Source organism: Krasilnikovia cinnamomea, assembly GCF_004217545.1.
In the GTDB taxonomy this organism is placed as follows: Bacteria; Actinomycetota; Actinomycetes; order Mycobacteriales; family Micromonosporaceae; genus Actinoplanes; species Actinoplanes cinnamomeus.
The window spans coordinates 1838675-1851147 of sequence record NZ_SHKY01000001.1 but is presented as its reverse complement, the minus strand read 5'-3'; the positions used below and the strand labels follow the sequence as shown (position 1 = coordinate 1851147).

Sequence of the window (12473 nt, the reverse complement as noted above, 5' to 3'; positions counted from 1 at the left end):
CCCGTGACCAGCTCGGTGATCGTCAGCGGCGCCCGGACCCCGATGGGCCGGCTGCTCGGCAACCTCAAGGACCTTCCGGCCACCGCGCTGGGTGGCCATGCCATCGCCGCCGCCCTGGAACGCGGCGGGGTGCGCCCCGACCAGGTCGAGTACGTGATCATGGGCCAGGTGCTGCAGGCGGGCGCCGGCCAGATCCCCGCCCGGCAGGCCGCGGTCGCCGCCGGAATCCCGATGAACGTGCCCGCGGTGACCATCAACAAGGTCTGCCTCTCCGGCCTCGACGCGATCGCCCTGGCCGACCAGCTGATCCGCGCCGGTGAGTTCGACATCGTGGTCGCGGGCGGCATGGAGTCCATGACCAACGCCCCGCACCTGCTCATAGGCCAGCGCCAGGGCAAGAAGTACGGCGACATCCTCGTCCGCGACCACACCGCGTACGACGGGCTGACCGACCCGTGGGACCGCACCGCGATGGGCGAGTCGACCGAGCGCAGCGGGGTCCACCTCGGGATCAGCCGCGCCGAGCAGGACGCGTTCAGCGCGCTCAGCCACCAGCGCGCGGCGGCCGCCCAGGCCGGGGGCCGCTTCGCGGAGGAGATCGTGCCGATCCGCGGCGGTCTGCGCGAGGTCGACCCGATGATCGACACGGACGAGGGCGTACGCCCCGAGTCGACCGCCGAGACGCTGGGCAGGCTGCGTCCCGCGTTCCTGCCCGACGGCACGATCACCGCGGGCAGCTCGTCGCCGATCTCCGACGGCGCGGCCGCGGTCGTGGTGATGAGCCGGGCCAAGGCCGAGGAACTGGGGCTGACCTGGCTGGCCGAGATCGTCGCGCACGGCAACGTGGCGGGCCCGGACAACTCCCTGCAGGCCCAGCCCGCCAACGCCATCAAGCACGCGCTCGGCAAGGCCGGCCTCACGGTCGCCGACCTGGACCTGATCGAGATGAACGAGGCGTTCGCCCAGGTCGTCATCCACTCCATGCGCGAGCTCAAGGTGGACGAGGACATCGTCAACGTCAACGGCGGCGCCATCGCGCTGGGCCACCCGATCGGCATGTCCGGCGCCCGGCTCGTGCTGACACTCGCGATGGAGCTGCGCCGCCGCGGCGGCGGTACCGGCGCGGCGGGTCTGTGCGGCGGCGGCGGTCAGGGCGACGCGCTGGTCATCCGCGTTCCCGCTGCCTGACCCGGGGATCGCGCGATGGTGCAGGATGCTCCCGTGACCTTCACCCCGCGCCGTTCCCGTGACGTGCCCACGCTGGTGGCCCGCGCCCGCGACGGCGACCCGCGCGCCGTCGCGCGGCTCATCAGCCTCGTCGAGAACGGCGACCCGGCGCTGCCCGCCGTGGCCGCCGCGCTCGCCCCGTACGCGGGGCAGGCGCAGGTCGTCGGGCTGACCGGCTCGCCCGGGGTGGGCAAGTCGACCACCACGAACGAGCTGGTTCGGGCGCTGCGCAAGCAGGGGCGCCGGGTGGGGGTGCTGGCGGTCGACCCGTCCAGCCCGTTCACCGGCGGGGCGATCCTCGGCGACCGGGTGCGGATGCAGGAGCACAGCACGGACCCGGGCGTCTACATCCGATCCATGTCCAGCCGGGGCCATCTCGGCGGCCTGTCCGCGACGACGCCGCAGGCGGTGCGGGTGCTGGAGGGCGCGGGCTGCGACGTGGTGCTGGTCGAGACGGTCGGGGTGGGCCAGGCCGAGGTGGAGATCGCCTCGCTGGCCGACACCACGCTGGTGCTGCTGGCGCCGGGGATGGGCGACGCGATCCAGGCGGTCAAGGCCGGCATCCTGGAGATCGCGGACGTCTTCGTGGTGAACAAGGCGGACCGGCCCGGCGCCGACGCCACGTACCGCGACATCCAGGGCATGCTCGCCCTCGGCGAGCGGGCCCCCGGCGAGTGGCGGCCGCAGGTCGTGCGGGCCACCGCGGTGCGCGGCGAGGGGGTCGACGACGTGGTGGCCGCGATCGCCAAGCACCGGGACTGGCTGGAGAGCAGCGGCGAGCTGGGCCGCCGGCAGCAGGAGCGGGCCGCCGCCGAGGTCGAGGCGATCGCGCTGGGCACGCTGCGCGCCCGGCTGGGCTCCCTTCGGGAGGGTACGGCGCTGAGCGCGCTGGCCACCCGCGTGGCGGACGGCGAGATCGATCCGTACGCGGCGGCCGAGGAGCTGCTCAAGCGGCTCTGACCAGCCCGGAATCCGGTGGTTCCCGACAGGGTGCCTGATCGGGCAGAGTCGATGATGTGCGCCGCAAAGGGGCGAAAACCGGGCGTCTCAGCGAGAAATGAGCACCGCTCGTGTTCGCCCTGTTTCGCTCGGTGGCTGCCGGCCCGGAATTGCCTGCGGACAGTGACAAAGTTCGTACAGATGCGGGGGTTTACCTGGGCTCCAGCGCTGGTAGCCTTTGCCGCCTCTGGCCGGGAGGAACGCGGGATGCGTAGGAAGTTGTTCGCCTTTGCCATGGTCGGCGTATTGACCATGGGGGGCGTGGTGGGCTGCACCGACAACGGTGGTGACAACACCGCCGGCGGCGGCGACGCCGGGAACGGGCCCAAGATCTATGGGAACGGTAAGGGCAAGATCGGCGTGATCCTGCCGGACACCGAGAGTTCGCAGCGGTGGGGCACGGACGACCCCAAGTTCCTCAAGGCCGCGTTCGACGCGGCCGGCGTCAAGGCCGACATCCAGAACGCCCAGGGCGACAAGGCGAAGTTCGCGTCGATCGCGGACAGCATGATCGCCGGTGGCGCCACGGTCCTCATGATCGTCAACCTGGACTCGGGCACCGGCAAGACCGTGCTCGGCAAGGCCAGGAAGGCGGGCCTCGCCACGATCGACTACGACCGCCTCACCCTCAACGGCGGCGCCGACTACTACGTGAGCTTCAACAACGTCACGGTCGGCCAGATGCAGGGCCAGGGCCTGGTCCGGTGCCTCAAGGAGAAGGGGACCAAGGCTCCCCTCGTGGCCGACCTCAACGGCTCGCCGACGGACAACAACGCCACCCAGTTCAAGCAGGGCTACGAGCAGGTGCTCCAGCCCATGTACGACTCGCAGGCGTACGTGAAGGGTCCGGACCAGTCGGTGCCGGAATGGAGCAACGACGAGGCCGGGGTCATCTTCGAGCAGATGATGGCCCAGACCCAGGGCAAGATCCGTGGCGTGGTGGCGGCCAACGACGGCCTGGCGAACGCGGCCATCGGGGTGCTGAAGAAGAGCAAGCTCAACGGCGTGGTGCCGGTCACCGGCCAGGACGCCACCGTGCAGGGCCTGCAGAACATCCTCGCCGGCGACCAGTGCATGACCGTGTACAAGCCGATCAAGCAGGAGGCCGAGGCCGCGGCCAACCTCGCGATCAAGCTCTTCAAGGGCGAGAAGATCGAGGTCGGCGGCAAGGTGAAGGACGTCGAGTCCGGCGCGTACGTCCCGGCCGTGCTGCTGAAGCCGCAGCTGATCTTCAAGGAGAACGTCAAGGACGTGGTGCAGGACAAGTTCGTCGACCGCGCGGACGTCTGCAAGGACGCGTTCGAGAAGCTCTGCACCGAGAACGGCGTCTGAGCTCCGGCTACGCGGACGGCCCCCGGGAGGATTCCCGGGGGCCGTCCGCCGTTCACGCCTCGATCTGTTCCGGTGCCCGTCGGCGCCGCAGTGCCGCGGGCACCCGGTCGATCACGACGAACAGCAGGGCCAGCAGGTAGAAGAACAGCGCGAAGAAGACGGCGGCCTGCGCGACGCCGCCGTAGCCCAGGTCGTTCACGTCCAGGAACGGGTACGGGTACTTGTCCACGATCAGCCCGCGGACCAGCGCGAAGCCGAGGTACCACAGCGGGAACGCGAGCCAGTACAGCGCGTACCGCCACTTGAAGCGGCCCCGCTGGTCGAAGACCAGCCAGTCCAGCACCGCCAGCAGCGGCACGACCGTGTGCAGCAGCTGGTTGGCGACCGCCTCGGCCGGGGTGCGGTGGACCCCGACCTGCGCGAAGCCGCTCGCCGGGTTGTCCAGCACGAAGTGGAACACCAGGCCGGTGATCGTCACGTACAGGGTGACCGCGCCCTTGAGCGGCGCCGGGGTGCTCAGGTCGCCGCGCCACGACCGGGTGGCCGCCCAGGCCGCGAAGGCGCCGTAGGCGATGCTGCTCTGGATGGTGAAGTACGGCAGCAGCGACAGCACGGTCGAGTCGCCGGAGGCATCGAGGATCACGCCGACCAGCACGGCGGTGGCCGTGAGCAGGCGGATGGCGGTGGCAAGCCGCGGGTCGCGCAGATTCATGGCCGGAAAACTAGCCTCCTCAGCGCCGTGCCGCAGCCCCGTGTGTCCAGGGCAACCGTGGCCGACCGGCCCGGATCCAGTGCGATCGGCGACAGGCACGACTCAACTTAGCCATCGTTCAGTCGAGTCGCATACCATGTGCCGCATGGACGCAGCCGACATCGCCGCCGGACGTGAGCGCTGGCAGCAGCGCTACGACTCCGCCCGCACCAGGGACGCCGACTTCACGACTCTCTCCGGGCTGGAGGTCGCCCCGGCCTACGGCCCACCGGACGGCACCACGTACCCGGGCTTCGAGCGGATCGGCTGGCCGGGCGAGTACCCGTACACCAGGGGTCTGTATCCCACCGGCTACCGCGGACGGACCTGGACCATCCGGCAGTTCGCGGGGTTCGGCAACGCCCGGCAGACCAACGAGCGGTACAAGATGATCCTCGCCGCCGGTGGCGGCGGGCTGTCCGTGGCCTTCGACATGCCGACGCTGATGGGCCGCGACTCCGACGACCCGCAGTCGCTCGGCGAGGTCGGCCACTGCGGTGTCGCGATCGACTCGGCCGCCGACATGGACGTGCTGTTCGACGGCATCAAGCTGCAGGACGTCACGACCAGCATGACCATCTCCGGCCCGGCCGTGCCGGTCTTCTGCATGTACCTGGTGGCCGCCGAGCGCCAGGGCGCCGACCTGAGCAAGCTCGACGGGACCCTGCAGACCGACATCTTCAAGGAGTACATCGCGCAGAAGGAGTGGCTGTTCGCCCCCGAGCCGCACCTGCGCCTCATCGGCGACCTGATGGAGTACTGCCACGCCGAGATCCCCAAGTACAAGCCGCTCTCGGTCTCGGGCTACCACATCCGCGAGGCGGGTTCGACCGCCGCGCAGGAGCTGGCCTACACCCTGGCGGACGGCTTCGGGTACGTCGAGCTGGGACTCTCCCGGGGCCTGGACGTCAACACGTTCGCGCCGGGGCTGAGCTTCTTCTTCGATGCGCACATCGACTTCTTCGAGGAGATCGCCAAGTTCCGGGCCGCGCGCCGGATCTGGGCCCGCCGCCTGCGCGACGTGTACGGCGCCACCAGCGAGAAGGCGCTGTGGCTGAAGTTCCACACGCAGACCGCCGGGGTGTCGCTGACCGCGCAGCAGCCGGTCAACAACGTCGTACGCACCGCCGTGGAGGCCCTCGCAGCCGTGCTCGGCGGGACGAACTCGTTGCACACCAACGCCCTCGACGAGACGCTCGCGCTGCCCACCGACGAGTCCGCCGAGATCGCGCTGCGCACCCAGCAGGTGCTCATGGAGGAGACCGGGGTCACCAACGTCGCCGACCCGCTCGGCGGCTCGTGGTACCTGGAGGCACTGACGGACCGGATCGAGGCCGAGGCCGAGGAGATCTTCGAGCGGATCCTCGCGCTGGACCCGGCGCCGCACCCGATCGGCCCGATGACCGCGGGCATCCTGCGCGGCATCGAGGACGGCTGGTTCACCGCGAACATCGCCGAGGCGGCGTTCGTCTACCAGCAGGCCCTGGAGAAGGGCGACAAGAAGATCGTCGGCGTCAACTGCCACACCGGTACGGTCGCCAAGGACCTGGAGATCCTGCGGGTTTCGCACGAGGTCGAGCTCGCCCAGAAACGCGACCTGTCCGCGCGTCGGGACGACCGGGACGACGTACGGGTCAAGGAGGCTCTGGCCCGGATGGTCGCGGTCGCCCGGACCGAGGAGAACATGATCCCCGCGATGCTGGACGCGGTCCGTGCGGAGGCGACGCTGGGCGAGATCTGCGACGCGCTGCGCTCGGAGTGGGGCGTCTACCGGGAACCGGCGCGCTTCTAGCTAGCGGTCGGCGGTGTTCAGTCCGGGCGGGGAGCGGCGAGGTCGCGACCCGTCCGGCACCGGCGTGCCGACCGGCCAGGCGACCGAGTCGGGGCAGGGCCACCGCAGCCCGCAGGTACATCGGGGGGCGATGAAGGGCAGGAGCCGCCAGCGGCGCGTGTGTGCCATCACGGAGCCTTCCATGGGCAGGTGAGCGCAAGATTTGCACGGCCGGATTGCATGTGCAATACGGGTCACCGGATCGGGGGCGCGGGATACCGCCTTCGGGGCACAAACGGGAGACTGGCCGCTATGTCAACCCAGGTGAGCCCGACCGTCCGGCGCCGCCGCCTCGGTCTGGAACTCAAACGCCTCCGCGAGGAACAGCGGCTCAGCCGCGAGGAGGTGGCCGCCCACCTCGAAGTCTCCGTCTCGACCGTCAGCCGGATCGAGACCGGGCGCGGCGGCCTGCGCCCCAAGGACCTGCGCCAGCTCCTCGACCTGTACGGCGTGGCCGACGAGGAGACCCGCGCGGATCTGGAGGCGCTGGCCCGGGCCGGCAAGGTGCAGGGGTGGTGGACCCGGCACGCCGGGGAGTTGCGTTCGGCGTACTCCACCTTCATCGGCCTGGAGGCCGAGGCGAGCTGGCTGCTCGACTTCGAGGCCATCACCGTGCCCGGTCTGCTGCAGACCGAGAGCTACGCGCGGGCGCTGCTGGCCTCGGCCCTGCCCGCGATGACCGACGACGCCATCGAGGCCCGGGTACGGGTCCGGATCCAGCGGCAGTTGGCGCGACTCGACGGGCCCACCCCGGTCGACCTGTGGGCGATCATCGACGAGTCCGTGATCCGGCGCCGCGTCGGCGGGCCACTGGTCATGCGCGAGCAGCTCAAGCACCTGATCGACATGGCCGGACGGCCCAACGTCACCCTCCAGGTCCTGCCGTACGCGGCCGGAGCACACCCCGGAGTCATCGGCTCCTTCGTGGTGCTTCGCTTCGCCCAGGACCCGGACGTCGCGTACATCGAGGGGGTGGCGGGCGACGTTTATGCCGAAGGCACCGATGTGCAACGGTTTACGCTAGCGTTCGACGGGCTACGTGCGTCGGCGGCCTCACCCAGCGCCTCTCGGGACATGCTCGAGGCGGCGCTGGACGACCTCCGTTGACCCGAGGGAAAGGAAGGGTGGCCCATGCGGCGCCTTGACCAGAACTGGCGGACCTCGACCCGCAGCGGGACCGAGGGCAACTGTGTGGAGGTGCGCCTCGACGGCGAAACCATCGTCGTGCGCGACTCCAAGAATCGAAGCGGGCCGGTGCTCCGCTTCACGGACGCCGAGTGGCGCGCCTTCCTCGCGGGCGCCCAGGACGGAGAATTCGACCTCCCGGCCTGATTCCTGTACGTGGACCTGAGACAGCCCCCGGCCGACTCCGCCGGGGGCTGTCCGCTGTCCAGGGAGAGGCTGATGCGCGTCGCCACGCCGCAATGAAGATCTTCTATCGCCCGCCTGGCGGCGCGGCGAAGCCGCTCGCCAGCGTGCGAGACTAGGTAACCATGAGCGACCCACGCACCACCCCGTCGATCTTCACCCGCGGCGCGGTCGACCTCAGCGCGCTGCGCGCGCCGAGCCAGGCCCCGGCGCGCCCGGCCGGCCCGGCGCCCGCCGACCCGCACACACCCGCGGGCGTGCCCGGCGGTGGGCCGCAGGCCGGACGCGACACGGTCATCGACGTCACCGAGGCGAACTTCCAGACCGTGCTCGAACGGTCGATGACCACCCCGGTCGTCCTCGACTTCTGGGCCGAGTGGTGCGAGCCCTGCAAGCAGCTCTCGCCCGTACTGGAGAAGCTCGCGGCGGAGGGCGCCGGCACCTGGCTGCTGGGCAAGGTGGACGTCGACGCGAATCCGCGGCTCGCCCAGGCGCTGCGGGTGCAGGGCATCCCCATGGTCGTCGCGGTCGTCGGCGGCCAGCTCGTCGAGGGCTTCACCGGGGTGCTGCCCGAGGCGCAGATCCGGCAGTACCTGGACGCCGTACTCAAGGCCGCCGGGATCTCCGTCGAACCGGCCGAGGATCCGCGCCTGGCCGCTGGCGACGACGCGCTCATGATGGGCGACCTGGACGCGGCCGAGGCGGCGTACCGGAAGATCCTCGCCGAGTCCCCACAGGACCGGGCCGCCGAGTCCGGCCTCGCCCAGGTGGATCTCTACCGGCGGGTGTCCGGGGTGGACGCGGCCGGGGCGCTGGCCAAGGCCGCCGCCGATCCCGACGACATCGCGGCGCAGCGGCTGGCCGCCGACATCGAGGTGCTCAGCGGCCAGGCCGCCGAGGCGTACACGCGGCTGGTGAACCTGATCCGGCGCACCAGCGGCGACGAGCGCGACGAGGTACGCCGGCACCTGCTGTCGCTGTTCGCCGTGGCTGGTCCCGAGGACCCCGCCGTGGCGACCGCGCGGCGCGCCCTCGCCAGCGCCCTGTTCTGACCGACACTGCACGATCGACACTTGCCTGACCGGCGATTGCCTGATCGACTCTGGCTGACCCGCACTGCCTGACCCACCCGGGGGCCCCATGCGCCGCATCGCCGTCCTCGACGCACCGTCCAATCTCGGTCTGCGCCCACCGACCGAGACATCGGTGCCGGGGTGCGCCAAGGCTCCCGGTGCCCTGCGCGACAAGGGCCTGATCCCCCGGCTCGGCGCCCGCGACGCCGGCTGCCTCACCGCGCCCCGGTACGACCCGGGCGACTGGCGGCCCGGCGACGGCGTCTGCCACGCGGACGCGATCGCGGCGTACTCGCGGGCGCTGGCCGACCGGATCGGGGCGGTCATCGACGCGGGTGAGTTCCCCGTCGTGCTCGGCGGCGACTGCTCCATCGTGCTCGGTTCCGGGCTGGCCATGCACCGGCTCGGCGAGGCGGTCGGGGGCCGGATCGGGCTCGTCTTCGTCGACGGGCACTCCGACTTCCGGCACCCCGGCAACGCCTCGTACGTGGGCGCCGCCGCCGGGGAGGACCTCGCCCTGGTCACCGGGCGGGGGCAGACCGACCTCGCGGCCATCGAGGGGCGGCGGCCGTACTTCCGGGACATCGACGTGGTGGTGCTGGGGATCCGGGCCCAGGACGAGTACCGGCTCGACCTGCAGGCGGCCGGGATCGTCACCCGGCCCGTCCCGACGTTGCGGGTCGAGGGGGCCGCGCGGACCGCCCAGTGGGCCCGGGATCAGCTCGTCGACTGCGCCGGGTTCTGGGTGCACGTGGACGTGGACGTCCTCGACCCGGCCGTCATGCCGGCGGTGGACGCGCCGTCGCCGGGGGGCATCGCGTTCCCCGAGCTGGAGCTGCTGCTGGCCGGGCTGGTGGACACCCCGCACTGCCTCGGCGTGGAGATCACGGTCTTCGACCCGGACTACGACCCCGACGGGTCCTACGCGGAGGAGATCACGTCGGCGCTGGTCGCCGGCCTGGCACCGGTACGGTCCGTCGCGCCTCGGCCGGACCTGATCGCGGCCCGCCGTGACCTCCTGGCCCCGGCCCGGCCGGCGGCGCACCCCACACCCCGCGAGCCCGGGGCAGCGGACGCGGCTCACGAGCTCGGGGTTGCGGACGCGGCTCACGAGCTCGGGGTTGCGGACGCGGCTCACGAGCTCGGGGTTGCCGACGCGGCCCACGAGCTCGGGGTTGCGGACTCGGCTCACGAGCCCGGCCACGAGGACCGGGTCGACCCGGTCGAGGACCCGCGCCCGTCGCTTGTCGAGGCCGCGCCCGCCGACGACACCGACGCCATCCCCGCCGAGCCAACCGTGCCCGTGGAGTCGGGCATGCGATCCGCGTCGGGCGTGCCCGTGGAGTCGGGTGTCGTCGCGGGTTCGGCCGTGCTGGCGGATCCGGCCGAGCTTTCCGAGGGAAATGCTGACGCGGCGCTCGCCGGGGCGGGGGTGGTGTCTGCCGCGGCGAAGGCTGACGCCGAGTTCGCCGGGGCGGGGGCGGTGTCTGCCGCGGCGAACGTCGAGACCGACGAGGACGAGCCGCTGCGGGAGGGCGAGGAGACAATCCGGCCGGCGAGCCGCCCGCTGGGGGCGGCACCACTGCTCGACTCCGAGCCGCTGCCGGCCACCCGCCCCGGCATGCTGCGGCCCCGGCAGGTCGACGGGTTCACCCTCCCGGCACAGCGCCCCGCATTCGACATCGGTCCAGGAGAACCGGCCGACATCGCCTGACCGATCTTGAAGACATCTGGTGAGGAGCCAGCCAGATGTCTTCAAGATCTGCGGCGAACGTGCCGCACGCAGCGGCTGGTGCGCTAGCGGTTGAGGGTGGTGAGGAAGCGGTTGACGATCGGGACCGCCGCCTCGGCGCCCGCGCCGCCCTTCTCCACCATCACCGCGAACGCGACATCGCCCTGCCAGCCCACGAACCACGCGTGCGTGTCCTTCTGGCCGTCGGCGAACTCGGCGGTGCCGGTCTTGCCGGACACCGGCTTGCCGGGCACGTTGCGCAGGCCCGTCCCGGTGCCGCTGGTGACCACCTCACGCATCATGTCGCGGACGGCGCCGACCGCCGTGGCGTCCAGGGCCGGGCCGTCGGCGGCCGGGCGCGCGGGCGCGGGTTCGGTGATCAGGCGCGGCTGGCGGAACTGCCCCCGGGCCACGGCGGCGGTCGCCCCGGCCATGGCGAGCGGGCTGACCACGGTCGTGCCCTGACCGAAGGCCGCGGCGGCCAGCTCGGTGGGGGTGGCGCCGGTGGAGACCTTGCCGCTGAACGCCTCGATCCCCATGTCCCACTGGGCGCCGACGCCGAGCAGCGCGGCGCTCTGCGCCAGGCCGTCCGCGCCCAGTTTCGGGGCGAGCCCCACGAAAGCGGTGTTGCACGACTTGGCGAAATCGGTGTGGAACGGGACCTTTCCGAGGACCTCACCGGCCGCGTTGCGGAACTCGCGGCCGTCCACGGTCGCGGTCTTGGGGCAGTCGACCGGCTCGTCGGCGGTGACCGCCTTCTTGGTGAGCAGGCCGAGCGCGGAGGCCATCTTCCAGGTGGAGCCGGGCGGGACCTGGGCGGTGAACGCGGTGTTGACCCCGCCGCCGTCGGGGCCGTTGGCCACCGCCAGCACGTTGCCGTCGCTGATCCGTACGGCGACCAGCGCGCTGGGCTTCGGCTCGGCGCCCACGGCGGCGTCGGCGGCCCGCTGGGTGGCGGCGTTCAGGGTGGTCTTCACCGGGGTGCCGGCCTGGGGCGGGGTGCTGAACAGCTGGGCGTCCTCGACCGTGTTGTCGTCCGGCGACTTGCGGGAGATCACCACGGAGGTGCCGGCGATGCCGCGCAGCACGTTGTCGTAGCGCTGCTGCAGGCCGCCGTGGCCGACCAGCTCGCCAGCCGCCACGGTGTCGGGGTTGGCGACCAGGTCGTCCTTGGTCGCCGGGTCGACCGTGCCGAGCAGCGCGCGGGCGAACTCGCGGGTGGGCGCGAGCAGGCGTTCCTCCTCGCGGAACACGGTGCCGTTCAGCGGCCGTACGTCGTCGCGGATCTTGTTGTAGTCGGGGCGGCGGAGGGTGACCAGGTCGAGGAAGGCCCCGGGGTCCGCCTTGGCGACCCGGCCCTTCAGAGCCTTGAGGTCGACGTCCACGTCGATGGAGTCGAACGCCTTGCGCAGGTCCGCGGTGAGCTGCGCCAGGTCCTTGATCTTCTCGGGGCTGACCCCGATCGTGACCACCTGCTGCGGGGTGACGATCGGCTGTCCCGCGCCGTCGAGGATGGTGGCCCGCTTGGCGGGGACGCGGCGCAGCGCCAGCCGGTCGCCGGTGGTCAGCTCGCTCTGCACGATCGCGGGCTCCCACACCACCCGCCAGCCGTCGCTGTCCTGCTTGGTCATCCGCACGGTGCTCTGGTACGACCACGGGGTGCCGCCGGGCAGCGTCCAGTCGAGCTTGATCGCGCCGGCGGCGATGTCGCCGGTGACCTTGGGTTCGCCCTGGGCGTTGAGCACCAGCGGGGAACGGGCCAGGTCGCCGGCCAGCGCCTGGAGCTGATCCAGGACCTCGGTCGCCTTGATCGAGCCGCCGTCGGCCCGGACGAAGCCGACCTTGTCGAGGTTGCCCGAGCGCCAACCGGTCAGGAAGTCGGCCAGGGTGTCGTCCGGGCCGTTCGACGAGGAGCATCCCGTGGCGGCGCCGACCAGCAGCAGCACGGCGGCGGCCGCCGCGGCCGTGCGGCGGTGCCGCAGGTCACGAGCGCGGGCCGAGTGCCGGAAGCGGCGCATGGGATTCTCCCCTCCGAAAGTACGTTTCAGAAACTTAGGGAACGGTAGTCGGACTCGGGCGGTTCCGTGGACCCGCAACGGGTGAGATGTATCAAAACTGGTGCCGGAACGGCCGGTTCCCACCCGCGCGTTTTCGGGGCCC

10 protein-coding genes are annotated in these 12473 nt (G+C 71.8%); 8 read left to right on the top strand and 2 right to left on the bottom strand.

Annotated elements, in window-relative coordinates:
* Positions 1-3: 3 nt before the first annotated feature.
* The 3 genes from EV385_RS08130 (at position 4) to EV385_RS08120 (ending at position 3558) form a co-directional block, all read left to right on the top strand.
* Positions 4-1188, top strand: a complete 1185-nt coding sequence (locus tag EV385_RS08130; RefSeq protein ID WP_130508900.1) for an acetyl-CoA C-acetyltransferase — start codon at positions 4-6, stop codon at positions 1186-1188.
* A gap of 33 nt (positions 1189-1221) precedes the next feature.
* Positions 1222-2187 carry a methylmalonyl Co-A mutase-associated GTPase MeaB gene (meaB, locus tag EV385_RS08125; protein WP_242624772.1) on the top strand — a complete coding sequence of 322 codons (966 nt, stop codon included), beginning with the start codon at positions 1222-1224 and terminating at the stop codon, positions 2185-2187.
* A 246-nt stretch (positions 2188-2433) separates the two neighbouring features.
* The gene (locus EV385_RS08120) at positions 2434-3558 is read left to right on the top strand and encodes a sugar ABC transporter substrate-binding protein (protein ID WP_130508898.1); all 1125 of its coding nucleotides are present in this window, start codon (positions 2434-2436) and stop codon (positions 3556-3558) included.
* Between the two features lie 52 nt (positions 3559-3610).
* On the opposite strand, the gene EV385_RS08115 is transcribed toward EV385_RS08120, so the two are convergent.
* Positions 3611-4270 (bottom strand): Pr6Pr family membrane protein, encoded by a 660-nt coding sequence (locus EV385_RS08115; RefSeq protein ID WP_130508897.1) that lies wholly within the window; start codon positions 4268-4270, stop codon positions 3611-3613.
* Positions 4271-4415: 145 nt separating this feature from the next.
* Here EV385_RS08115 and icmA point away from each other — a divergent pair, with 145 nt between their 5' ends.
* From icmA to EV385_RS36070, 5 genes are all read left to right on the top strand, one after another.
* Positions 4416-6101 (top strand): coenzyme B12-dependent isobutyryl-CoA mutase large subunit, encoded by a 1686-nt coding sequence (gene icmA, locus EV385_RS08110; protein WP_130508896.1) that lies wholly within the window; start codon positions 4416-4418, stop codon positions 6099-6101.
* Positions 6102-6392: 291 nt separating this feature from the next.
* Complete coding sequence (locus EV385_RS08105) at positions 6393-7247, top strand: helix-turn-helix domain-containing protein (protein WP_165449415.1); 855 nt, start codon at positions 6393-6395, stop codon at positions 7245-7247.
* A gap of 24 nt (positions 7248-7271) precedes the next feature.
* Positions 7272-7472 (top strand): DUF397 domain-containing protein, encoded by a 201-nt coding sequence (locus tag EV385_RS08100; RefSeq protein WP_130508894.1) that lies wholly within the window; start codon positions 7272-7274, stop codon positions 7470-7472.
* A gap of 161 nt (positions 7473-7633) precedes the next feature.
* Entirely contained in the window at positions 7634-8560 is a 927-nt protein-coding gene (locus EV385_RS08095) for a tetratricopeptide repeat protein (RefSeq protein ID WP_130508893.1), read from the top strand.
* An 88-nt stretch (positions 8561-8648) separates the two neighbouring features.
* Positions 8649-10295, top strand: coding sequence for an arginase family protein (locus tag EV385_RS36070; protein WP_130508892.1), 1647 nt, complete (start codon positions 8649-8651; stop codon positions 10293-10295).
* Positions 10296-10378: 83 nt separating this feature from the next.
* On the opposite strand, the gene EV385_RS08085 is transcribed toward EV385_RS36070, so the two are convergent.
* Positions 10379-12331, bottom strand: a complete 1953-nt coding sequence (locus EV385_RS08085) for a penicillin-binding transpeptidase domain-containing protein (protein ID WP_130508891.1) — start codon at positions 12329-12331, stop codon at positions 10379-10381.
* Between the last annotated feature and the right edge of the window lie 142 nt (positions 12332-12473).

Bases quoted from the DNA above. Each gene is read 5' to 3' on its own strand.
- EV385_RS08120 (WP_130508898.1), top strand. From the start codon at position 2,434: ATGCGTAGGAAGTTGTTCGCCTTTGCCATGGTCGGCGTATTGACCATG.
- EV385_RS08115 (WP_130508897.1), bottom strand. From the start codon at position 4,270: ATGAATCTGCGCGACCCGCGGCTTGCCACCGCCATCCGCCTGCTCACG.
- icmA (WP_130508896.1), top strand. From the start codon at position 4,416: ATGGACGCAGCCGACATCGCCGCCGGACGTGAGCGCTGGCAGCAGCGC.
- EV385_RS08105 (WP_165449415.1), top strand. From the start codon at position 6,393: ATGTCAACCCAGGTGAGCCCGACCGTCCGGCGCCGCCGCCTCGGTCTG.
- EV385_RS08100 (WP_130508894.1), top strand. From the start codon at position 7,272: ATGCGGCGCCTTGACCAGAACTGGCGGACCTCGACCCGCAGCGGGACC.
- EV385_RS08095 (WP_130508893.1), top strand. From the start codon at position 7,634: ATGAGCGACCCACGCACCACCCCGTCGATCTTCACCCGCGGCGCGGTC.
- EV385_RS36070 (WP_130508892.1), top strand. From the start codon at position 8,649: ATGCGCCGCATCGCCGTCCTCGACGCACCGTCCAATCTCGGTCTGCGC.
- EV385_RS08085 (WP_130508891.1), bottom strand. From the start codon at position 12,331: ATGCGCCGCTTCCGGCACTCGGCCCGCGCTCGTGACCTGCGGCACCGC.